This is a genomic window from Streptomyces sp. NPDC006458 (genome assembly GCF_040612135.1).
GTDB lineage: Bacteria > Actinomycetota > Actinomycetes > Streptomycetales > Streptomycetaceae > Streptomyces.
The window spans coordinates 61,816-81,441 of record NZ_JBEXPR010000003.1 but is presented as its reverse complement, the minus strand read 5'-3'; the positions used below and the strand labels follow the sequence as shown (position 1 = coordinate 81,441).

At 68.2% G+C, this 19,626-nt stretch carries 12 protein-coding genes and 1 pseudogene; 2 read left to right on the top strand and 11 right to left on the bottom strand.

The window, feature by feature from the left end:
• Position 1: 1 nt before the first annotated feature.
• The 9 genes and pseudogenes from ABZZ79_RS05660 to ABZZ79_RS05620 form a co-directional block, all read right to left on the bottom strand.
• Positions 2-1,480 carry a sugar transferase gene (locus tag ABZZ79_RS05660; protein WP_356686814.1) on the bottom strand — a complete coding sequence of 493 codons (1,479 nt, stop codon included), beginning with the start codon at positions 1,478-1,480 and terminating at the stop codon, positions 2-4.
• 1,265 nt (positions 1,481-2,745) lie between these two features.
• Complete coding sequence (locus ABZZ79_RS05655; RefSeq protein ID WP_356686812.1) at positions 2,746-3,537, bottom strand: maleylpyruvate isomerase family mycothiol-dependent enzyme; 792 nt, start codon at positions 3,535-3,537, stop codon at positions 2,746-2,748.
• A 144-nt stretch (positions 3,538-3,681) separates the two neighbouring features.
• Positions 3,682-4,101, bottom strand: a pseudogene (locus ABZZ79_RS05650) (MFS transporter); the annotation flags it as partial.
• Between the two features lie 506 nt (positions 4,102-4,607).
• Positions 4,608-5,165 carry a PadR family transcriptional regulator gene (locus tag ABZZ79_RS05645; protein WP_356686810.1) on the bottom strand — a complete coding sequence of 186 codons (558 nt, stop codon included), beginning with the start codon at positions 5,163-5,165 and terminating at the stop codon, positions 4,608-4,610.
• Between the two features lie 195 nt (positions 5,166-5,360).
• Positions 5,361-5,603 carry a DUF6411 family protein gene (locus ABZZ79_RS05640; protein ID WP_356686808.1) on the bottom strand — a complete coding sequence of 81 codons (243 nt, stop codon included), beginning with the start codon at positions 5,601-5,603 and terminating at the stop codon, positions 5,361-5,363.
• Positions 5,604-5,785: 182 nt separating this feature from the next.
• Positions 5,786-6,817, bottom strand: coding sequence for an ABC transporter permease (locus ABZZ79_RS05635; protein WP_356686806.1), 1,032 nt, complete (start codon positions 6,815-6,817; stop codon positions 5,786-5,788).
• The gene (locus ABZZ79_RS05630; protein WP_356686804.1) at positions 6,814-8,400 is read right to left on the bottom strand and encodes a sugar ABC transporter ATP-binding protein; all 1,587 of its coding nucleotides are present in this window, start codon (positions 8,398-8,400) and stop codon (positions 6,814-6,816) included. Before ABZZ79_RS05630 ends, ABZZ79_RS05635 begins: the two co-directional genes overlap by 4 nt.
• 98 nt (positions 8,401-8,498) lie before the next feature.
• On the bottom strand, positions 8,499-9,539 hold the full coding sequence (locus ABZZ79_RS05625) for a substrate-binding domain-containing protein (RefSeq protein WP_356686802.1): 1,041 nt from the start codon (positions 9,537-9,539) through the stop codon (positions 8,499-8,501).
• A gap of 327 nt (positions 9,540-9,866) precedes the next feature.
• A complete protein-coding gene (locus tag ABZZ79_RS05620; protein ID WP_356686800.1) occupies positions 9,867-11,096 on the bottom strand; it encodes an aminotransferase class V-fold PLP-dependent enzyme in 1,230 nt (409 codons plus the stop codon).
• Between the two features lie 182 nt (positions 11,097-11,278).
• Here ABZZ79_RS05620 and ABZZ79_RS05615 point away from each other — a divergent pair, with 182 nt between their 5' ends.
• Entirely contained in the window at positions 11,279-11,986 is a 708-nt protein-coding gene (locus tag ABZZ79_RS05615; protein WP_356686798.1) for an FCD domain-containing protein, read from the top strand.
• 240 nt (positions 11,987-12,226) lie between these two features.
• Here the strand turns inward: ABZZ79_RS05615 and ABZZ79_RS05610 are convergent, their stop codons facing one another.
• Together ABZZ79_RS05610 and ABZZ79_RS05605 are read right to left on the bottom strand one after the other, a co-directional pair.
• Positions 12,227-15,673 (bottom strand): carbohydrate-binding protein, encoded by a 3,447-nt coding sequence (locus tag ABZZ79_RS05610; RefSeq protein WP_356686796.1) that lies wholly within the window; start codon positions 15,671-15,673, stop codon positions 12,227-12,229.
• Between the two features lie 438 nt (positions 15,674-16,111).
• The gene (locus tag ABZZ79_RS05605) at positions 16,112-16,915 is read right to left on the bottom strand and encodes a DeoR/GlpR family DNA-binding transcription regulator (RefSeq protein ID WP_356686794.1); all 804 of its coding nucleotides are present in this window, start codon (positions 16,913-16,915) and stop codon (positions 16,112-16,114) included.
• A gap of 321 nt (positions 16,916-17,236) precedes the next feature.
• On the opposite strand from ABZZ79_RS05605, the gene ABZZ79_RS05600 reads away from it, so the two are divergent.
• Complete coding sequence (locus ABZZ79_RS05600; protein ID WP_356686792.1) at positions 17,237-19,273, top strand: NPCBM/NEW2 domain-containing protein; 2,037 nt, start codon at positions 17,237-17,239, stop codon at positions 19,271-19,273.
• Positions 19,274-19,626: the final 353 nt, after the last annotated feature.

The following is a 19,626-nucleotide window of genomic DNA, read 5'->3' as shown; positions in this document are numbered from 1 at the left end:
ATCAGTAGGCCCCCTGTCCGTAGAGCACCGCACGCAGCGTCTTCCACAAGATCACTGTGTCCAGGGCGAGCGACCAGTCCTCCACGTACCGCAGGTCCAGCCGGACCGCCTCCTCCCACGACAGGTCGCTGCGTCCGCTGATCTGCCACAGACCGGTGAGTCCGGGCTTGACCAGCAACCGCCGCCGGATGTCCGGGCCGTACGCAGCGGACTCCTCCGGCAACGGCGGCCGCGGGCCGACGAGCGACATCGATCCGGTGAGTACGTTGAACAGCTGCGGGAGCTCGTCGATCGAGTACCGGCGCAGTACCGCTCCCACCCGGGTCACCCGCGGATCCCGGCGGAGCTTGAACAGCAGTCCTGCGCCCTCGTTGCGGTCGGCCAGCTCGGCACGTGCCCTGTCAGCCCCGGCGACCATGGTGCGGAACTTCAGGATGGTGAACTCGCGGCCGTCCTTGCCGACTCTGCGCTGGCGGTAGAACGCCCCGCCCCGGCTGTCCACCAGTACGAGCAGCGCGACGAACACCATCAGCGGCGCGAACAGCAGCAACAGGATCGCCGCGCCCAGCCGGTCGACGACCTCCTTGACCGCCCGGCGGCCCCCGGTGAAGGTCGGCATGCTGACCCGCAGCAGCGGGATCCCGAGCACCGCGTCGATGTGCAGCCGCGGGCCGGCCACCTCCATCAGCACGGGGGCCACGACCATCTCGGCGTCGCTGCCTTCGAGGTTCCAGGCCAGCCGTTGCAGCCGGTCCGGTGTCCAGTGCGGGTCCGGGGTGACCGCGAGGACACGGTAGCCGTCGCGGCGGACGTGGTGGGCGACGTCCGCCAGTCGGCCGACGACCGGCACTCCGTCCAGTTGGTCACCGTCGAGCCCGGGACCGTGCGTCGTGCACACCGCGTCCACGCGCCAGCCGAGGTGCGGAAACTTGCGGGTCCGGGCGATCAGGTCGTGCACGGTGGCCCGGCTCCCGGCAGCGAGCACCGGCCGCAGACACCGTCCTTCCTTCCGCTGTTTGTGCAGCCAAAGGCGCAGCAGATATCGCGCGGTCATGGTGACGAGTGCGATCGCGGGGATCGCGACGAAGATCCAGAGTTTGATATTGCGCGAGGTGAGGGCGATCCCGCCGAGCGCAAGTACGACGGTCGCCGTGAACAGTGAGCGTCCGAGCCGGCGGAATTCCTCGGCGCCCTGGCCGAGAACAGCCGGAGCCCATGAGCGGCTCACGGCAAGTGTCCCCAGTACCAGAAGCTCGGTGCCGAATGCGAGAATTCCCCACTTCTCATGCCAGTTGGCCGCGTCCCTGGCCCCGAAGAAATTGCCGATGGCCGCCACCACGAAGGCGGTGGCCACGGTGTCGCTAATGATCACGGTACGGCGGTACCGCTGCTCCCAGTCGCTCGCCGGCTGGCTGATCGCACCGTTCGCCAGACGCTCGCGCGCAGATGGAAACGCACTGACAAGTCCCCCTTGCCGCACAGAATCCCCCAGGTCCCCAGTGGTTCGACGTGGTCGCCTAACACTGTTGCTCCCCCCGGGGCCCCCGCCCCCCGTACCGCACCTCCCCTCGGGAGGCCCCCGCCTCCCGCATTACAGCCCGGTTATTTCAGGGCTACTTGATCAACTCACCCCGACGGCAGCGGACTCGTATGTCCTGCCGGACTATCGAGGTGCGCGGGAACCCGTCGAAACCTCGGGTGCCCCCGCACCCAAAGCCCCCTGCCGGGCCCCAAGAATTGATCACCCCCACGTCTGGCGCCGGGACGCGACTGCTGGCTTTCCGCAGTGCCAGACTCATAGATCATCATTGGTCGGTTCATGTTGGAACAGCTGAAGCACGGTCAATCTAGACCATCGGGGCCAGTATGAAGAGAGGGTGTGTGTAATTTGTGCTTAACCTTTGAAACTGGCTCAACAACATCGGCTACTCCCGGTACGGCGAGATCGAGAAGACCCGGCTGGGCACCCCACCGGCGCCAAGTAGCCGCAGGTCCCCGACCGCTACGGGGGCGGCACCCGCCGCCCGGCCGACACCCGCGCCGCCGACCGGACCAACGCCGGTTACACCAGCGACATCGATCACGTCTACGACCCCATCGGCCACGTCAGGTCCGTCGCGGACGACGAGAACGGCAGGAGCACCCGGTGTTCCGCCCGCCCGTGACGGCTACCGCCGTCCGACGGAACCCTGGATCCCGTCGTCCGACGACTGCGCCACCCGTTCGGCGTCCGCGCTCGGCGGCCCGGCCCGGGACCAGCTGGACCCACAAGTCGGGCGGTCTGCGCGCCACCTGGCGCCTGCGGGGAGGGCGGGGTCCGTCAAACGAGCGGCTCTGGCCCGCAGTCGGTGGTGACGCCGAGTAGCCGTCGCCTGTTGGGGCACCGGTGCCCTCGGCGTCCGGGACCGAGATCTCTTGTGCTGGATGGCAACTTATCTGTGGTGGCGGTGGTTTCCGGTCTGCCGGCGACGGCCGTCGGGGACTTGGTGGACGACTGCGGCTCGGTGGTGGTCACGGCCCGCACCCGAGACGCGGAGATGCCGTGTCCGCAGGGCGGAACGCGGACGCTCCCCGCCGTCTCACCGCCAACCGCGCATGAGTTCGTGGGCCCGTGTCGCCGGTGACGGCGGGAAAGGCTGGATTCTGGACGGCTGCATGGAGCCACACGGCTGCCGGGTCCCGGCTTCACGAACCGGCGGCGCCGTCGACGAATTCATCGACAACGCCGCGCCCCGAGGTGCCCGTTCAGAACGCGGAGTTGGCGAACGAGAGTGCCAGCAGGTCCTTGTCTCCTTCGTGCGTGAGGACCTCCGCGTCGTGGTGCGTGCGCCCGTAGACGAGCAGCAACAGGTCGGCCGCGCTTCCCCGAACCGTCGCGTCGGCGGTTTCGGCCTTCTCGGGGGTCGTGTTGAGGCCGAAACCGTCGAGCCACAGGCGGACGAACCAGTCGCCGTCGCCGTCGGTCGCCTGGAAGCGGATGGTGCTGCCGGGACCGCGCAGGTTGGCGACCCTGGGTGCGAAGGACGTGGCGAAGGGCAGATTGACGAGGAACTCGTCGATCCCGTCCACCGCCATCGGCCGGTCGATCGTGGGCCGCAGGCCGAGTGCCAGGTCGGCGTCGGCCCGGTGCAGCAGGGTCTCGAACAGCATCCGGCGGGTCCAGAAGCGGGCGTGCTGGTCGACGCCCCAAGCCCACATGGGCAGGTCCGGGTCGGTGGCCGCGAAGGCCTCCTCGGCCACGGTCGCGCTTTCGGCCAGCCAGCGCACGTAGCCGTCCTGCCGGTCCGGGAGCCGTAGATCCACCTCGCGGCTACGCGGGGGCTCCTGGACGCGCGCGTGCAGGAGCGCCGAGAACCAGCGTTGGACGCTGCCGGTGTGCCTGACCAGGTCGGCCAGAGTCCAACCGGGGCAGCTCGGCACCGGAGTCCGCAGATCGGCGTTCTCGAGCGCTGCGGCGAATCGGGCGGTCTCCGCCGCTATCGCCGCGCGATGGTCGATCTGAGCCGGTCCGTCGTCCGTGTGGTCCGAGAGACTCATCAAGGTTGCCCTTCTGCGGGGACGGCTTGGGTGAGCGACTGATTGGGTGGCCGCGTCGAGCGGCTGGAGATCTGGGCTTCTCTGCCCTGACGCTGCCGGTGAGCGAGGGGTCCACTTCTGGTCCGTACGAACCGCCCGGCCCGGTCAGGGCCTGAGCAGTCGGCCTGATCGCACAGGCCTGTCCCCCGGCTGAGTCGTCGAGGGTTCCGCCGTCTCGGATGCGACGACCTTCCGCACCACGGGAGTGCGCGGCGCACGCGCCGTTCTGAGTCCGATGAGGGCGACGGCGGTGACCAGGGCGAACGCCGCTCCGGCGATCGCGAAGCTCAGTGTGAACTGGCTTTCCTGGGGGAGGGCGGGCATACCCGCGGGCAGTTCGATGGTCTTCGACGCCAGAAGCGATGTGATCACGGCGCTCGCGACAGCGCTGCCGACGGAGCGGGAGATGGAGTTGATTCCGTTGGCGATGCCGGTCTGGTCGGCGGGGACGCTGGCGACGATGAGGGCGGGCATGGAGGCGTAGCCGAAGCTGATCGCCAGCCCGAGAAGGCCCTGACCGGCTCCGGACGCCGCACCCCGCGCAGCACGACGGTTCGCCGGCGTGGTGTTGATCTGCGCGCCATGGCAGGGGGGCCGCGTGACCGGTCCGGCCCGCGGCCCGTCGCACCGGGGCGGGCCGGAGTCGAGCCGCGGATTCCACCGAGAGGCGAGCACACCGGACCACGAGTGAACAGGACAGCGAAGTGACCACCCTGACCGTGACCGTCTCCACCGCTGAGGCACTTCGCCGGGTCACCGGCGTGGGCGTGGCCGACCACGCCGGTGACCCGGCGGGCCGCCCCGGCACTTCCGGCCGGCATTCTCGACCAGCTCACCGGCCCGCTCCGCGGAGGCCGCGTCGAGGGCTCAGGGCATCGTCTCGTACGCCGCTGACAGAGCTTCGACGCGCTGCCAGACGCGCTCCGAACGCGCCCCATCGACGACCGGGCGACGGACCGCGCCGAGCGCCCAGAGCTGGGAGGGTGAGGGTGGGTGCGGGCACGAGTCCCGGAGGGGGCCTGCTCGGCCGGTCAGCGATCGGTGCCGAAGCGGGCGAGCGTGGCGAGGACGTCGTCGAGCCAGGCGATCATCATGCGTTCGTATGCGATGCCGCCGCGCAGCACGGCGTGCTGGAGTTCCCGTTCGGCGTCGAGCGGACCGTCCGCCGCGGGCTCCCCGAAGTCACGGGCCTCGCCCGCGAGATAGTGGGCGAGGCGGTCCGTGTGCGCCTGCCGGTGCCGCTCGACCTCGCTGATGAGGGCGGCCGGATCGTCGAAGGCGGCGCCTCGGACCTTCACGGCCAGGTCGTGCCGTACGCTCTCGGGTTCGGTCGGTTCGTGGAGCCACGCGGAGAGCGCGTCCCGTCCGGGCCCGGCGACGGAGTACTCCTTCTTGTCCGGCCTCCCGTACTGCGGGACGTCCCGGACGTCGACCCAGCCGTCGGTCTCCATGCGCTTGAGTACGCGGTAGATCTGCTGGTGGGTGGCGGTCCAGAAGTACCCGATGGACCGCTCGAACCGCCGGGCCAGCTCATAGCCGGAGCCCGGTTTCTCCAGCAGGGACACGAGGATCGCGTGGTCGAGCGCCATGCGCCCGATCCTCTTATGCACCTCGTTGCATAGCAACGCCGCCGGGGTGAGACACGGCTCACCTGGTGCGGGTCGTGTGGACTGCTGCGGGCGCCGGGTCTCCTCGGCAGACACCTGGTCGGGACTCCGGCAACGGCAGCGGACCGAACCCCTACGGATTCGGTCCGCTGCCCTGCGACCTCATGGCGTCCCCGCTCAGAACGGCATACGGCGACGAGCCTGGCGGCCGGCGGCACCGCTTCGGCCCATCGCCCGGGAGCTGGAGCTGAACGGCTTGCTCAGCAGACGGCCGAGGAAGCCGGGCGCCTTCGATCCGGCGCGTGAACCGGCGCCGAGGCCGCGCTGGGCTCCGTTCTGCGGGTGCCGCGACAGACGCGGCAGCAGGAACGCCAGTACGGCCAGGACCACACAGGCGGCTATGACGATGCCGATGACCATCTCAGTCTCCAAGGCTTGGTGGACGCGGGCACTCGTGCCTCTTCTGCTCCACCGGCTGCCCCGTCCTCCTTCGCTCACACCGCTCGTGCTCGGTCGTGATGGCGTTCCTGTGCTGCCGACGATGCGGGGGAAGCAGGGTCCTGTCGAAGCTCCGGAGCGTCAGAAACCCTGCGGCGGCGGTGTCAGTGGGGCAGTCCGACGGCGCGTTCCCCGCTGCGGCGCTGCTGGATGGTGACGGCGATGACGAGGAGGGCGCCCTGGGCGACGTTCTGCCAGAAGGTGTTGATGCCTTCGACGGTGAGGCCGTTCTCCAGGCAGCCGAGGAGGGCGACGGCGAGGAGGGTGCCGCCGATGGAGCCCTTGCCGCCCTTGAGGGCGCAGCCGCCGAGCGCGGCGGCGGTGATGGCCTTGAGTTCGAGGCCCTCGCTGCCGGAGACGGGCTGGCCGGAGCCGGTGCGTGCGGTGAGCAGGATGCCGGCTATGGCGGCGACGACACCGATGAGGGCGTAGACGGCGATGAGGTACTTGTTGATGTTGATGCCGGCGAGGCGGGCGGCGGTGTCGTTGCCGCCGATGGCGTACAGGTTGCGGCCGATGTCCGTGTACTTCAGCAGGATGTGGACGGCCACGGCGGTGAGGATCAGTATCCAGACCATCGCCGGCAGTCCGGCGATCTTGCCGCGGCCGAGGAAGACGAAGACGTCGTCGTTGAGTACGTAGCCCTGGGCGCGGCCGTCGGAGAAGAGCTGGGCGAGGCCCTTGTAGGCGGCGAGTCCCGCGAGGGTGGCGATGGTGGGGTTGACGCGTCCGTGGACGATGACGAGGCCGTTGACGACGCCGACGAGCACGCCGACGCCGATGGCGGCGAGCATGCCGACGACGGCGTTGGAGCCGGTGCCGGTGAAGACCATGGCGCTGACGACGGAGGCGACGCCGACCTGGGAGCCGACGGAGATGTCGAGGCCGCCGCAGATGATGACCACGGTCTGGACGACCGCGAGGAGGCCGGTGATGGTCGCGGCCTCGGCGATCACCTGGATGTTGGACAGGCTGAGGTAGTTCTCGTTGAGCAGGCCGAACAGGGCCAGGACGGCGATGAGGGCGCCGATGAGGCTGAGGTTCTGAGCCCCGATGGAGGCCAGGACGGGGGTGCCGGGTCTCTTCGCCACGTCGTTCTCGGCGGTGGCACGGGGCGTGGTCGTGGTGGTGCTCATGCGGATGCTCCAGCGGGGGGTGTGGTGGCGCTGAGGTCGTCGGCCATGGCGAGGGCGAGGATGGCTTCCTCGGATGCTTCGCGGCGGTCCAGCTCGCCTGTGATGCGGCCGTTCTGCATGACGACGACGCGGTCGGCGAGACCGAGGACTTCCGGGAGTTCGGAGGAGATCACCAGGACGGCGACGCCCTCTTCCGCGAGGTCGGCGATGATCTGGTAGATCTCGGCCTTGGCGCCCACGTCGATGCCCCGGGTGGGCTCGTCGAGTATGAGCACTCTGGGCTTGCGCGCAAGCCAGCGCGCGAGCACGACCTTCTGCTGGTTGCCGCCGGAGAGCTTCCGGACCTCGTGCTCGATCGAGGGCGTACTTACCCGGAGGCGGTCGGTGTAGTCCTGAGCGAGTTCGCGTTCGGCGCCGCGGCGCACGAAGCGGAACCGTCGCAGCCGTTCCAGGACGACGGTGGATGTGTTGTCGCGGATCGAGCGTTGCAGGAAGAGTGCCTGTGCCTTGCGTTCTTCGGGGGCGAGGCCGAGTCCCGCCCTGATGACGTCCCCGGGTCGGCCGGAGCGCAGTCGCCGGCCGTCGAGAGTGACGGTGCCGTGGCGGATGGGCAGGTCGCCCGCGAGGGCGAGGGCGAGTTCTGACCGGCCCGCTCCGATGAGGCCGGCGAGACCCACCACCTCGCCCGCGTGGACCCGCAGGTTGATGCCGCGGACGTGGTCGGTGGTGACGTCCTGTACGTCGAGGACGAGGCGGTCGGTCGCGACGCGGGTGCGGGAGAACATCGTGGACAGGTCTCGCCCCACCATGAGGCGCACGAGTTCCCCGTCGCTGGTGTCGGCAGCGTCCTGGACGCCTGCCAGCGCGCCGTCACGCAGGACGGCGATACGGTCGGCGAGCTGGAAGATCTCTTTCATACGGTGGGAGACGTAGACGACGGCGATGCCCTGGTCGCGCAGGTTGCGGATGAGAGCGAAGAGCGCGTCCACCTCGTGCTCCGACAAGGAGGAGGTGGGCTCGTCGAAGGCGATGACCTTGGCCTCGCCCGTCAGCGCGCGCAGGATCTCGACCAGTTGGCGCTGAGCGGGGGTCAACTGCGAGCCGAGCAGGGACGGGTCGAGGACCTCGGCGAAATCGAAACGCCTGAGGTCGCTGGTGATACGCCGCTTCAGCTCACGGCGGTCCAGACGCCGGCCAGCCCTCCGGGGGAGAGCACCCGCGTACACGTTCTCGGCCACGGACACGTGCGGGATGATCTCGGGCTCCTGCGGGATGATCCTGATGCCGACGGCGCGCGCGTCGGCGGGGGACCGCAGGTCCAGTCGGGTGCCGTCCATCTCCACGTGCCCCGCGGTCGGCTGCTGGTCGCCGGTGAGGATCTTCAGGAGAGTGGACTTGCCCGCGCCGTTCTCGCCCATCAGCGCCGTGACCTGACCACCGGGGAAGTCCAGAGTGACGCCGCTGAGGGCCCGTACCGCGCCGAAGTGCTTGGTGACGGACCGGACGCAGATGCCGGAAGGGGAGGCTGTTCGAAGTCGAGCCGTGTCGGACGGGCCGTCCTGTGAGCGGTGCGCTCTGCTCATGATGAGACCTCGAAGATCGGGGGGTTGGTGAGTCGCCTCCGGCGGGGAAGCGACCAGGAGGCGACACGGGCTACGGAGCGTCCGAGGGTGACGTGTGGTCAGCCGCAGGTGACGCCGGCGCTCTTCCAGCTGGTGGAGTCGACCATGGTGGTGGGAGCGAACGCCTCGGCCGGGAACGGCTTGCCGTTCTTGAGCCTGTCGTACATGGTCTGTACGGCCAGGGCGCCGACGTCGTGGCCGTTGATGAACAGGGCGGCCCTCATGCCGGTGGGCTTGTCTCCGCTCCAGTTCTTGCAGGCGAGGTAGGCGCCCAGGCCGACACCGATGATGTTGTCGGCCTTGACGCCGGCGTTCTCCAGGGCGGTGACGCCGCCCTGGACGTTCTCGTCGTTGCAGCCCCAGACGATCCAGTTCTTCACACCGGGGTTCGCGGTGAGGGTGGCCGCGACCTTGTCCTGTGCCCCGGTGGGGGTGTTGTCGGTGGCGACATCGATCTTCCGGATCTTCGCTCCGGCCGTGGCGGTGAACGCGCTGTCGGCTGCCTCGACCCGGTCGGTGCAGACCGTGACGTCCTGCTTCCAGGCCGAGATGATGCGGGTGTCGGCGGGCTTCCACCCGGCCTTGACGTAGTCTTCGGCGGCGCGTTTGCCGACCTCGCCGCCCATCTGGGCGCCGCTGAAGCCGATGCGGGGGACGAGGTTCTCCTTGGCGCACTCCACGGGGGACGGGCCGGTGGCGCAGATCTGGTCGTCGGAGGTCAGCAGGGCGACGCCGGCGTCCTTGGCCGCCTGCACGACCTGTGGACCCACCGCGGGGTCGGGCACCACGATGATGAGGCCGTTCGACTTCTGCGCGACAGCCGCCTGGACCTCGCTGACCGCCTTGTTGGCGTCGTTGCCCAGATTGACGACCTTGAGGTCGACACCCAGTTCGGCGGCCTTCGCCTTCGCGCCCTGGGCTTCGCCGATGAAGTACTCCTGGTCGCCCTGCTTCTGAAGGTAGGTGAGCGAGATCTTTCCCGTGACAGGCGTGGCGGACACCGGGGACGAACTGGACTCCCGCCCGGTGGAACAGGCCGTGAGGCTCAGGCTGATGCAGAGGCCGGCTGCGGCTGCCAGCCGTATCGGTGAGCGGTGCATGGGGGGCCTCCTGTGTCGTGCTTGTACGGAGCCATGAAAATCAACATGATCACTCAGAAACCATCGCTTTCAAACGATGTGACGCATAGGTAAACGTTCGGTTCTGGTGGAAGTCAAGGGCTTCGACCGAAGGGTGATGCTTCGAGATCGATCCGTAACCGTCGTGCGCAGTAAGGGAGTTGACGCGAAAGCAGGCACTTCACAGACTCGAACGTTTCTCAGGCGAGTTCTGTGAGCCGCACCTGGCTTCTCCCGGCATGCCGGGCATGCCGGGTGTGGCGGTGTGGGGTAGCACGGCGGTCTGAACAGAAAGCAACAGGCGACTGCCTATTCCTGCGACTGCTCGCGAGCCCACGCCCAGAGCGCGGGGACACAGCGCTCGGCGAAGGTCTCGACATCCGCTGGAGTGTTGTAGACGTGCGTCGACAGGCGCAGATAGCCGACACCGTCGAAGCTGGTGAACGCCGCCGCCACCCCGAGCTCCTGTGCCACCCGTTCACGCAGCACCTCGGCCTCCGCGAGGCTGCCGGCCAGCGGAGAGGGGATCCGTACCAGCCGCATGGCGTTGACGGGCATGCCCACGTCCACGCGACAGTCGTCACCGGTCAGTTCCGACAGCGCCATGCCGATGATTTCCTCACCGTAGTCCGCCAGTTCGCGCATATACGTACGGGCCGCTTTCCAGCCCCACGTCTCCTCGACGAAGCCCAGGGCGGCAGGGGCGGCCAGGTAACCCGTGGCGTCCCCGGTCCCCTGTGAATCGAAGCGGTCGGGGAAGGGAGCAGGAGTGCCCCTGGAGTCGATCAGCGGGAAGAGTTCCTCGCGCAGGTCGGTGCGCGCCACCAGCGCCGCCGTTCCGCGTGGGGCGCAGCCGAACGTGTGGAGATCGCCGACCCAGAAGTCGCAGTCGAGCCCGGCGAGCGGATCCTCGATCAGACCGGGCGCATGCGCACCGTCCACGAGGATCGGGATGCCGAGCCCGCGGGCTTCCCGAGCGATGCGCCCCACCGGCATCGACCGCGCGGTCGCCGATGTGATGTGGTCGACGACCAGGAGCCCGGTGGCCTCCCCCAACTCCGCGACCACGCATGCGTAGGCGGTGTCGGCGTCCGCGTCGAGCGGCACATGGGCCCTGCGTAATTTGCCGCCCCAGCGCCGGGCCAGGCGTTCCGCCCCGAGTGTCACGGCGCCGTAGGCGTGATCGGTGACCACGACGTCGCCGCCGGGTCGCGGCGGCACATTCGCGTAGACCACGCTCGCGCCCGCGCCGGCGTCGGAGACGAGTGCGAGGTCCTCGGCGGAGATCTGCAGGAAGTCGGCCACCGACCTCCGCGCTGCCGTGACCCTTCCCGGCAGCGCCGGGAACCACTGCCCGGGCGAGGCTTCCATCTGGCGACGTAGCCGGTTCTGCTGCGTCTGAGCCACCAGCGGCACCGCTCCCCAGGCGGCGTGGTTCAGGTGTGTGACCGCCAGCTGGAGCGACCAGGCGGCCGCCGCGGGACGGCCGTCCGCCAGTGCCAGTGGCCGGGGCGCGGGGGAGAGATCGGTCGTAGTCACGTGACTCCGTGTCCCTTGACATCAGACAGAGCTTGGGAGAGGTGTGATGACTTGCCACAAGTTTGGTGCCAACTCGCCCAATTCGCAAGGTCGAAGAGCCCAGTCATCTGATGAGCCGCGCAGGCATACGATGAATGGCTGGGATCAGCTCAGCTTGTGTCGGTCCGTCGGAGGGGAATCGGATGTCGGCAGTCGAGAAGGCGTTTCACGGCCTGCGCCATATGATCTCCAGCGGAAGGATGGCTGCCGGTCAGCAGTTTCCTCCGGAGGGTGACTTGTGCGAGGAACTGGGGGTCTCCCGGGGTTCGTTGCGCGAGGCGTTGCGCATGCTCACCGCCCTGGGTGCGGTCGAGGTCAGGCATGGCGCCGGCACCTTCGTCTCGGAGCTACGACCACAGGACCTTCTGAGCAGGCTGTCCTTGACGGTGGAACTGCTGCCGCTCGACGGTCTGTTGGAGCTGTTCGAGATCCGGCGGGTCCTGGAGGCACATGTCATGGCGACGGCTGCCGCCCGGATCACGCCCGAGGAGCTGCGGACGCTCTACGGTTACCTCGAGAAGATGGAGACCATCGACGACCCCGCGGAGTTCGCCGACGCCGACCACCGGTTTCACGCCGAGATCGCTCGGATCGGGGGCAGCCCTTCCATGGAGGCTCTGCTGACTGTCTTTCGCTCCCGCTCGCGCTACTACAGTGTCTTCGCGCTGCCCGAGGGGCCGCAGTTCAAGCGTGCCGGCGACGAGGATCACCGCCTCATTGTCGAAGCGCTGGCCAGACGCGACCCGACCGCGGCCGCGAACGCGGCGGCCGCCCACATCGCCCGGAGCGAACGCTGGCTCGACGCCTGTCGGCCACCTGTGATCGAGGATGACGCCGCCGCGCGGGAATAGCGCGGCCGTCAGGGCGAGTACGGCTGCCGAAGGCGCTCACGAGGCACGTGAGGCGCTGCTGCGATGGCACGGGCTGTGCCTTCCCCGCGCGATGCCCTACGCCGTAGGGGCCGGCGCGCAGGGGAGAGGGCTTCCCTGTGCGCCGGCCCCTACGAATCCGCGCTCGGCCCGGGATCGGTCGTGGTCAGGGCGTCCGCGCAATGGCGACCGCGGACCGATTCCGGGTGGGCGTGGGCGGTCCTACGAGATGAACCGCACGTAGTTGAGCGCGATCCCGCCGGTCTTGAACACGAGGGTGATGTCAGCTGTGCCGGACAGGGTTGCCATGCTGAAGGTCTGCGACGAGTAGGTCTTCCAGCTCGTTCCCGTGTTGGCGAAGGCCACGGTGCCCATGAGTTCGCCGTCCGACCCGCCCTTGCGGATCTCGATGGTGGCGGACTGGCTGTTCCCGTTGGCCCCGTTGACCTCTATCCGCGTCACTCCGGAGCTGAAGGCCAGCCGCTTGTAGGTGGCGAACTCTCCACCGCTGATACCGCCGATCGCGGTGGCGTTCGCGCCGTCGGACGTCTTGCCGGATTCGATGGTGAACGCCTTGTTGCCGGTGTCGTAGCTCTCGGCCTCCACCCTCGTGTAGGGATTCCGCACGGGCCACTCGAAGAGGTGGCTGAGGTGTGCCGCGGTCAGCTCGCGATACTGCGGGTCGAACTCGGCCGACTCGACGTAGCGCACGACGCTGTTGAAGAGCTGCTTCACTTCGGGCGACTTCCCGTGGTCCAGGATGTCGAAGCTGCAGACGAAGAGCGATCCCGCTCCGACCCGCGCCTCGAACATGCTGCCCAGCCGGTGATGCCGGTCGATGTGGTCGATGTTCTGTGCGATGAGCGGCAGATCGTGTGGCAGTTCGTCCACGACGAGTGCCCGTGAGCCCTTCATGAGGTTGTACCACTGGTAGTCGCTGAAGAACTCCGTGGGGAAGTCCGCGAAGACCGGGTGGGCGTCCTCGACGTACATGCCCATCGTGTATGCCTCCTCCGCGTACGGCACGCCGGTGCCGTCCTTGCCGGATCGCTGGGGGCGGTCGTAGCTCGGCTGCCTCGTGTGGAAGAACTTGCTCCAGTAGTCCGTACGCCACTGCACCCGAACGCTGCGGGGCATGTGTTCGGGGTCCGGGACCAGCAGGACGCGGCCGCCTCCGGCAAGGCGGTCCTTCGCCTCCTGGTCGAACGCGCGGGTCACCAGGACCGCTGATGAAGGCGTCGCGGGGGCCTGGCCGGGGTACACCCAGATGTTGTAGAAGTTCTCGCCGGTGAAGCCCTCGGTGCTCGCGAGACGCAGCACCATCTTGGTCGCCCTCGTGATTCCGGCGAGTGCGATGCTGAGCGTTCTGACGTCCGTGACCGTGCCTTGGCCGAGGCGGTGCACCGTGAACGAGCCGGAGGCGTAGACGGGGCCCTTCTGTGTCGTGACGCCGGATCCGTCGATCGACTCGGTCTCGGGGCCGAGGGTCCACTCGATGCGCACGCGCGGCAGCGTGCGGGGCCCGTAGTTGGCGATCGTGATGACGGGCTTGAGCGTCTCGGTGTTGCCGTAGAGGTAGGTGTCCATCCTCGCCATGAGGGAGACGTCGTTGTTGAACCCCTTGTACACCGCGTTCGGCAGGCCGCCGCTCCGCTCTTTCATGAAGCAGTCGAGTATGCCGACGAGGGCGGTCTTCTGGCCGGGGAAGTCCTGAATGCTCAGGAGCTGGTAGCCGGCCAGTCCGGGCGTGCGCAGTGAGGTCTCCATGTCCGCCTTGTAGCCGAGAGCTGACACGCGTGCCGATGCCAGGGCGAACTTGTGCGTCATGCCGCCGAGACCGGCCGCTTCGGCGAACTGCTGGTACTTCTTCAGGTTGCGGGCGTCGAAGACGCCCTCGCGTTCCACGCCGGCCTCGTCGACGAAGGTGTCGCGGTAGTTGCGTACTTCCTCTTCGAAGACGGGGTACACCTGGTACTGGCCGACCTCGTGCGACATGATCGGCAGTCGGTACCCCGCGGTTCCCCGGGCGAAGGTGTAGGAGGAGTTCGGCTGCTGTGCCTCGCCCTCGCCGCCGTCCGTACGGTCCAGCTGGGAGAACGACAGCCTGATGTCGTCCTTCTCGGTGGCGAAGCTGACCCAGTAGTCGTCGCCCGCGTTGAGCGATACGGCCCAGTAGTTGGCGTTGGTGCCTTCCGCGTAGAGCCTCGTTGGGTCGACCTCGCGCATACGGGTGCGGAGCCTGTTCGAGGCATCCCGCTTCGCACCCGGCCCGCTGTTGACCTCGTTTCCCCAAGTCATCGCCACGTACGAGGGGTGGTTGGCCAGATAGGCGGCGATCAGCTCCGCTTCTTCCCGGCAGGCGTCGTAGTAGTCGGCGAGGGAACCGCCGAAGTTGTAGAGCTCCGGCTGCATGTAGACGCCGAGTTCGTCGGCGGCGGCGAACGCCGCCTCCGGAGGCATCCAGGAGTGGAAGCGGAAGAAGTTGATGCCGAGTTCCTGGGCGGTGGAGAGGAACTGCCGCCAGTCCTCCTTGGACATGTACGGATGGCCGGAGAGCGGAAACACGGCGGAGTTCGCCTCGCCGCGCAGGTAGGTGATCTTGCCGTTGATGGTGAAGTGCTGGTTCTGGGGTCCGCCGGTGGCGAAGTCGCGCATTCCGAACGACGTCCTGTACGTGCTCGCGCCCGCCTTGACGGTCAGCCGGTACAGGTTCGGCTCCCACTCGCTCCACAGCAGCACACGGTCACCCATGGGCAGCTCGTAGCGGAAAGTCTCCTGTGACCGCGCGGGTACGGTGCCTCCCGGCCCGTGAAAAGTGGGTGCGCGGTGCGTGGTGTCCGGCTCCGCGTTGTAGCTTTTCGCGGTGATCTTGATCTGCGGGAACGACGCGGGCTCGTCCGTCATGTTCGCCACGACGACTTCTACGCGCGCGCTCCTCGCGGACACGCTGGGGTAGACGCGGACGTCCCGCACCGACAGATCCGTGGCGGCCACCAGTCGGATCTTCCCGAGGATGCCGTTCCAGTTGGTCTGGGTCTCCTCGGTGTGCATGTGGCTGCTGGCCATGAACCGGCGGAGAGTGTTGTCGACCTCGACCGAGAGGACGTACTCCTTGTCGGCCTCGACACCGGACAGGTAGTACTCGTGCGCCACGCCGTAGGAGTTCGCGGTGTTGCACGAGCTCTGCTCGACGCCGTTGATCCAGACCCGAGTCGCCTTGGTCCGTTCGAGCAGGAGGGTGATGCGACGCCCCGCCCAGGAGGAGGGTACGGTGAACGTCCTCTGGTAGAGCGCCGGGCCGACGTAGCCGTAGAGGCTGGTCAGCCGGTCGAGCGTCGCGGATTCCGCGGGGGCCGGCGTGCCCTTCTTGTTGGAGTTCATGGTGCCGGGCAGGATCACGCTGTCACCCAGTTGCCTGGACGCGTCGCCGGCGGCGTAAGCGCCCTGTTTGAAGTCCCACCGTCCGGCGAGGGACAGGGACTCGCCCATGACGTCACCGTACTCCGGTGCCTCGGCCGGGGCACCGGTGATGCCGGGGACGGCGGGCGCGGTCACCGCGAATGCCCGCCCGGGTTGGCCGAGGCTCAGCACGGCCATGGCCGATGCGCCGGCCGCGATGACGTGTCTGCGGCTTGTTCCACTGGAGGGGTTCGTGCCGGTCTCGTCCATAGGACAACCTCCGGTCGTTGTCGTGTGGGGAGGAAACGCGTCGCGCGCGTCCGGATCGGGTCTTCGAGCGTCGCTCGGCCGAGCGTCCTGTCGGCGGTGGCGTGGTGCTGTGCACGAAGCCGCGGCTGTACCTGAGGGGCGGAACCGTGCGAGGTGGCGTAGCGGGGGCCGTGCCGATCAAGGGACCGTGCGAGGCGGGGAGTCGCGTGTTTCCGGGGGCGCCCCTGGGCGAGATGGCAGGGCCGCGCAAACGCACTGTGCTGCAAGGCGAAGCACAAAGTCAACATGAATGAACGAAGAACATCTGAATTCAACGAGATCCGACGTGCCTGCGGCGATGCTCGGCAACTGATGGCGCGGCAAAGGCAGTTGAGCGCGGCGCGGTGGGGGGCCGCCGGGGCGCACGCTGCGGTGGCCCCGACGTGCGAGGAGGGGGCTTCAGTCCGCGATCACGAGCTCCCCGACCGACCTGGTGAGGACGGCCTGCGCCGTGGCCGGCAACTGCCCGTCGGTGACGAAGCAGTCGATCTCGTTCAGGGGAGCGAAGCTACTGAGGCCCTGGACGCCCCACTTGCTGTGATCTGCCACGATCACGACTCGGCTCGCCGAGGAGACGAAGGCCCGGTTCGTCTGCGCCTCCGCAAGGTTGGGGGTGGTGAGTCCTGCCTGCTCCGTGACTCCGAACGTCCCCATGATCAGCAGATCGACATGCAGGGAAGTGATCACGAGGTCGGCGATGGGTCCCACGAGAGAGGCCGACGGAGTCGGCGATCCCCCGGTGAGAATCAGCGTGGGGACGGCGGCTGATGTCCGGTCATGGGCGGAGGCGCGCAAAAGATCGGCTACGGGCAGGGAGTTGGTGACGACCGTGAGGCGAGGCACGTCAAGAAGCCGGGTGGCGACCTCGTAGGCCGTCGTTCCCGCCGAAATGGCGACGACGCTGCCGGGTTCCACATGTGCCGCCGCAGCCTGCGCGATGGATTCCTTCGCCGCGGATTCGCGCGTTGACTTGCTTTCGAAATCGGGCTCGTACCCAGCTGCCCCGGTCAGGGCGACGGCTCCCCCGTGGACCTTCTCCAGGACCCCGCGCCTGGCGAGTATGTCCAGGTCCCGCCGGATCGTCATGTCCGAGACGGCAAGGCGGTCGACCAGTTCGGCCACGCGCACCGCTCCGTCTCGGCGTACCCTCTCCAGGATGAACTGGCGTCGCTGATCAGCCAGGAGCACACCTGGGTCGGTCACGGAAACCCCTCATCATCCCGAACTGGTACGTCAGTTGAACATTGGGCGGAAGCCGCCGTCGACCATGGTCACGAGAGGGCGCGACCTGGGCTCCGCACCGCCCCGCTGCCTCTGATGTTCACCGTTGTCGGGCGGCGTGTCCAGTCGTCGTGTCGCATGGCCGCCTCCGACGCGACATCAGTCCGGCAAGCACTCAAAAGTCGACAGGTAACATCATGGTTTTTGTTGGAAGTATGGCGCTGGAACGGAAGACGCCCTACTGTCGGCGACGCGCTCTCCGCGCTCATCGCTGCCCTCCCACTCAGTCACGGAGGACCGTTCATGCGATCATTACCCCCCAACCACAGTCGCAGAGTTGCCGCCGGGCTGGCCTGCGTCGTACTCGCCGGAGCCGTCTACACGGCCCCGGCATCGCTCGCCGCACCGGCTCAAGCGCCCCCCTACGGAGGAGTAGGCGCGGCCGTCGAGCGTGACGGACTGGCGCTCACTCCGCCGATGGGCTTCAACAACTGGAACTCCACGCACTGCCGGGCGGACTTCAACGAGGCGATGGTCAAGGGCATCGCCGACATCTTCGTCGCGAAAGGCCTGAAGGAGGTGGGCTACGAGTACGTCAACCTCGACGACTGCTGGGCACTGCCTCAACGCGACGCCCAAGGAAAGCTGGTCCCCGACCCCCAGCGCTTCCCGAGCGGCATCAAGGCGGTCGCCGACTACGTCCACTCCAAGGGACTGAAGTTCGGCATCTACACCAGCGCCGGCACGAAGACCTGCGACCGAATCGGCTTCCCCGGGGGCCTCGGTCACGAGTACAGCGACGCGCGGCAGTTCGCCGACTGGGGTGTCGACTACCTCAAGTACGACAACTGCTCGAACCAGGGCGTCGACGCGAGGCAGCGCTACACGACCATGCGTGACGCCCTGAGGGCGACCGGCCGCCCGATGGTCTTCAGTATCTGCGAATGGGGCGAGAGCAAGCCCTGGGAGTGGGCATCCGACGTCGGCCACCTCTGGCGCACCACCGGCGACATCAACGACAGCTGGGGCTCCACCCTCGCGATCATGAAGAAGAACCTGCCGCTCCATGCCTACGCCAAGCCCGGCAACTGGAACGACCCCGACATGCTCGAAGTCGGCAACGGCGGCATGACCGGCACCGAGTACCGGACCCAGTTCTCCCTGTGGTCCATCATGGCCGCACCGCTGCTCATAGGCTCCGACCTGCGCAAGGCCGACGAGAAAGCGTTCGAGATCCTCGGCAACCGCGAGGTCGTCGCCGTCGACCAGGACCCGCTCGGCAGACAGGGCAAGGTCATCAGCTCCGACGGCGGCCGCTGGGTGGTCGCCAAGGAAATGACCGAGGGAAGCCGTGCCGTCGCACTCTTCAACGAGTCCGACCGGCCGCAGCGCATCGCGACCACGGCGCTGGACGTGGGCCTGCCGCAGTCCGCCGGCTACAGGATGCGAGACCTGTGGCGGCACACCGACACCAGCGTCGCGGGCACCGTCGCCGCGACGGTACCCGCGCACGGCACCGTGCTGGTCCGCCTCTGGGCCGACAGGCACTGGAAGTCCTACCCGCCGGCCCTGGAGGCGGGCCAGTCGAGTGCGTGGTTCACCCAGGCCGGCGTGCCCGCCGAGGTGAGCACCACGGTGACGAACCTCGGCCGCAAGAAGGCCAAGTCGCTTTCGGTCGACCTGACGGGCCCCGCGGGGTGGGCCGTCACCCCGACGTCGCCGACGGAGTCCGGCGCGCTGCGTGCGGGGAAGACCCTGACGACGACATGGAGCGTGAAGGCGCCGCCGAGCACCCGGCCGGGCACCTACGACGTCACGCTGTCAGCGGCCTACGAGGGGCCCAAAGGCGTCACACGGGTGTATGACCAGCCCCTGGCCGTCAGCGTCGTGGTGCTCCCGCCGGACGGTACCTCCTACCTCAGCGACACCCCCTGGCTCAGTGTGAGCAACGGCTGGGGGCCGGTCGAGAAGGACCGCAGTGTCGGCGAGTCCGCGCTGGGCGACGGCGGACCGATCACCATCGGCGGTACGCGCTACACCAAGGGGCTGGGAGCCCACGCCCCGAGCGTCGTGGAGTACTACCTCGGCGGGGAGTGCTCCTCCTTCAAGGCGATGGTGGGTCTCGATGACGAGACCGGCACGAGGGGGACCGCGGCGTTCGAGGTCTGGGTGGACGGCCGCAAGGTCACGGCGACCGAAATCCTGACCAACGCCACTCCCGCTCAGCGACTGTCCGCCGCCGTCGCGGGTGCCGAAACCATGCGACTGGTGGTCACGGACGGAGGCGACGGAATCTCCTACGACCACGCCGACTGGGCTGACGCGACGCTCACCTGCTGATGGACGTCCTGGGGGCGGGATCGGGCAACGATCCCGCCCGCGGGAACGGAGCATCGGCCCGTACCCGCTGTGCCCAAGCGGGCCGCCGCCGCCCGTCCTCGTCTGAACCCTGGGGCGGCGTGATCGCTGTGGTTCCACTGCGGACCCGGGCGCCCTTGACACTCCTCATTGCCGGGCATACCGTCCTAATCAAGTGGACGTGAACGTTCACGAGAGATCGAAAATTAAACAATCCTCGGCAGTGGCCTCACACGAGAGATCAAGGTCCTCGACCTGGCACCGCCGTCGACACGGAGCTCGGAATCAGCTCCCACCCCGATCGCCTTTGCCGTGTGCGCGGCAGGCGCCTGCCA

Coding starts and splice junctions, on each gene's coding strand:
- ABZZ79_RS05655 (WP_356686812.1), bottom strand. CDS start 3,537: ATGAGTCTCTCGGACCACACGGACGACGGACCGGCTCAGATCGACCAT.
- ABZZ79_RS05645 (WP_356686810.1), bottom strand. CDS start 5,165: ATGGCGCTCGACCACGCGATCCTCGTGTCCCTGCTGGAGAAACCGGGC.
- ABZZ79_RS05640 (WP_356686808.1), bottom strand. CDS start 5,603: ATGGTCATCGGCATCGTCATAGCCGCCTGTGTGGTCCTGGCCGTACTG.
- ABZZ79_RS05635 (WP_356686806.1), bottom strand. CDS start 6,817: ATGAGCACCACCACGACCACGCCCCGTGCCACCGCCGAGAACGACGTG.
- ABZZ79_RS05630 (WP_356686804.1), bottom strand. CDS start 8,400: ATGAGCAGAGCGCACCGCTCACAGGACGGCCCGTCCGACACGGCTCGA.
- ABZZ79_RS05625 (WP_356686802.1), bottom strand. CDS start 9,539: ATGCACCGCTCACCGATACGGCTGGCAGCCGCAGCCGGCCTCTGCATC.
- ABZZ79_RS05615 (WP_356686798.1), top strand. CDS start 11,279: ATGTCGGCAGTCGAGAAGGCGTTTCACGGCCTGCGCCATATGATCTCC.
- ABZZ79_RS05610 (WP_356686796.1), bottom strand. CDS start 15,673: ATGGACGAGACCGGCACGAACCCCTCCAGTGGAACAAGCCGCAGACAC.
- ABZZ79_RS05600 (WP_356686792.1), top strand. CDS start 17,237: ATGCGATCATTACCCCCCAACCACAGTCGCAGAGTTGCCGCCGGGCTG.